The following is a 2,681-nucleotide window of genomic DNA, read 5'->3' as shown; positions in this document are numbered from 1 at the left end:
ACTCCGCGGGGCGCCTTGATGACGAACATCTTGACGATGATTCCCGCCACGGCCAACGCCCAGATGACGGCCAGAAAACCCCAGCGCCAGAAGCCCGCGAACATGATTGCGCAGAAGGGCGTGTAGGAACCGGCAATCAGCCCGTAGATAGCGGCATGATCGAGCTTGCGCAGCCGGACAATGGTCTCCGGCCGAGCCATGATCAAGTGATACGCGGCGCTCGATCCGAAAAGGCAGACGAGGCTGAGGCCGTAAATGCCCAGCGCGGCCAGCTTGACCGTGCTCGTTCCGTATCTAACGAGCAGCCCGAGGGTGCCGACGACGGCGGCAACGGCTCCCGCCAGATGGGTCAGCCCGCTTGCCGGATCGCGCATCTTCGGAAGCATTCTTTAGGGCGCTTTCTTGCGATGGGCGTCGAAAAATTCGATGGCGGCAGCAAGGTTCGGCTCAACGACATTGATGTGGCTCCCTCCGGCGACTTCGATATACGAGTGTTCGACGCCTTGTCTTTTCAGTTCGGCGACCATGGCCCGGGAGAGAGCCACGGGAAGCGTCGTATCCGCGTCTCCGTGGACAATGAATTCAGGGATATGCTTCATAGCGGTCACGGTCGCGGGGACGCCATAGCCCGAAAACGGCGCCAGAGCGGCCCAGATGTCGGGATATTTCGCGCCCAGGTGCCAGGTCCCCATGGCCCCCATGGAATGACCCATGAGGTAGATCCGCGAGGCATCGATGGCGTAGTCCTTCTTCATCAGGGCCAGGACGTTCATCACATCCTGCTCACTGAGTTCCAGCTTATGCTGGGCGCTTCCGCCGCCGGCCATTCCCGGCACGCTGACGCCATAGAATCCGTCCGTTCGGTAGCCGAGCGGCGCGGCGACGATGTAGCCGTGCGCTTCGGCGAGCTTAGGCAGGACTTTCCCGTAGGCGTCGAAAAACGAGTCTTCCGTGGCGCCGAGCCCGTGCAGGGCGATAATCAGAGGATAAGGAGTTCGGCCGTCGTATTTCGCCGGGATGAAGACGCGATAGGGCATGATCTCGCCCGAGCCCTCCAGGAGATAATGCCGCTCCATGTCCCCCTTCCGGCCGGCAAACGGATCTCTTCCGGCTTCGAGCGAAGCCAGGACGGACTCGGCGGCGGCCAGCTCCTCGGCGATCTGAAAGCCTCCGATCTCCATCTTGCCGCGATTTAAATCGCGGATGCGCTCGAGAGGATAGAGCACGTCGGCCCGGCGCGCTTCGAAGCCGCGGATCATTTTCAGCCCGGCTTCAATCGACCGCAGCCTCTCGGTCAATCCGCTCCGCAGATCGACGGCCAGTGCCGCGGCGCCGAGGGACTTGTCCCGATCAAAGAGCTCCGCTTGGACGACATAGGCACCGTCTTCGATGCCCGTCCAATCGAGCTCGATCCGGCAGGGCTCGTCCAGGAGGTCGCGGCTGATCCCGTCCTGCGTCGCGAGATCCTTGACCTTGTCCCCCGGCTGGAAGCCGAGCGCCGCGCGTCGGGGACGATGAAGGGATACCCGAGCCGTGAGCGGCCCGGTTATCTGAAGGCGCGGAGCATAGATCAGTTCGATGCGGATGGAGACGGGCTGTTTGGAATCCAGGACGACCCCATCGGCGCGCAGGACCAGCGCATTCGAGAAATCGAGCTCGTCGGTCCACTCCCGGCCGGCCAGAAGCGTCTGGCCCTGGGCCAGCAGGCGGCGGACTTCACCGGTCCGGCCCCAGCGTGTCGCTTCCGCGATCGCTTTGTCGATGACGGTCAGCTTGTCTTTCAGCTCGCCCTGGGGATTGGCCTGCGATTTCGCGGCGTTGTAGACGATGCGCGCGACGGACAGATTCGGCCGGGCTTGCGCCGCCGCGTTGGCCGCGATCGCGGGTGCGATCAATAGGATCAGCCCGACCTGGATGAGCCGCTTATTCCTGTTCATAGAGACTCCCTGGATGCGAAATGACCTATCCGAGCAAAACAATATCTCCGGCGGACGAGAAATTACTCTTCATCCTTAATCGGGAGTGTAGGGCTTGGCGCCGGATTATGTCAAATCCCGAGCCGAGCGCTTGACCGCCGGAGCGCCCTCCGTGAGAAAGGACGCTATCGGACGACTGCGGGCAGGACGTATCGCTCCATCATTTTGTCGACCTGGGGATGCGCATAGGACTTGCCGTAGGCGGTCGCCGTGACGACGACGACGAGGGGTTGATCGGTAAAGCCATAGATCGTGCTGCCGCCGTTTCCCGTAGCAAAAAATGTTTCGTTCGGCCGGCCGTTCGCCTGGTAGGTTGTGTTCCAGAAGAGAAGGCCGTAGCTCGTGTTTTCCCTGGTCGGCACCTTCAGATAACGATGAAAAGTCGCCTCGACCCAGGACTTGGGCAGAACGGGCCGGCCGTCCCATACGACGCCGTTTTTATAGAGCTGCCCGAACTTGGCCAAGTCCAAGGCCGTCAGGGCTAAGCCGCCCGCGGTATTGACGACTTGTTGGGGCGTGTACTGCCACTCGTATTTTGTGATACCCAAAGGCTTGAACAGCTCTTGATCCGCGTAGCGCTCCAAACCGCCGGGGACGACCTTGTCGAGGATGTCGCCCAAAAGGACGACGCCGGCCGTAAAATAGTCCCACTGCTTTCCGCTTTCTTTGGCTTCGTCCATGGGCAGGTCCAGCGCGAACTTCACC

3 protein-coding genes are annotated in these 2,681 nt (G+C 61.6%); all 3 read right to left on the bottom strand.

Going from position 1 to position 2,681, the window contains the following annotated elements:
• A partial coding sequence (locus NTZ26_15810) for a hemolysin III family protein (GenBank protein MCX6561961.1) occupies nt 1-386 on the bottom strand: 386 nt, incomplete at its 3' end.
• Nucleotides 387-389: 3 nt separating this feature from the next.
• Entirely contained in the window at nt 390-1,937 is a 1,548-nt protein-coding gene (locus NTZ26_15805; protein ID MCX6561960.1) for an alpha/beta hydrolase-fold protein, read from the bottom strand.
• A 164-nt stretch (nt 1,938-2,101) separates the two neighbouring features.
• The coding region (locus NTZ26_15800) for a serine hydrolase (GenBank protein ID MCX6561959.1) at nt 2,102-2,681 on the bottom strand (580 nt) is incomplete at its 5' end.

Source organism: Candidatus Aminicenantes bacterium, from assembly GCA_026393855.1.
GTDB lineage: Bacteria > Acidobacteriota > Aminicenantia > Aminicenantales > UBA4085 > UBA4085.
This window is presented reverse-complemented; position numbering and strand designations above follow the sequence as displayed.

Excerpts from the sequence above, each read along its gene's own strand:
- NTZ26_15805 (MCX6561960.1), bottom strand. The coding sequence starts at position 1,937 with ATGAACAGGAATAAGCGGCTCATCCAGGTCGGGCTGATCCTATTGATC.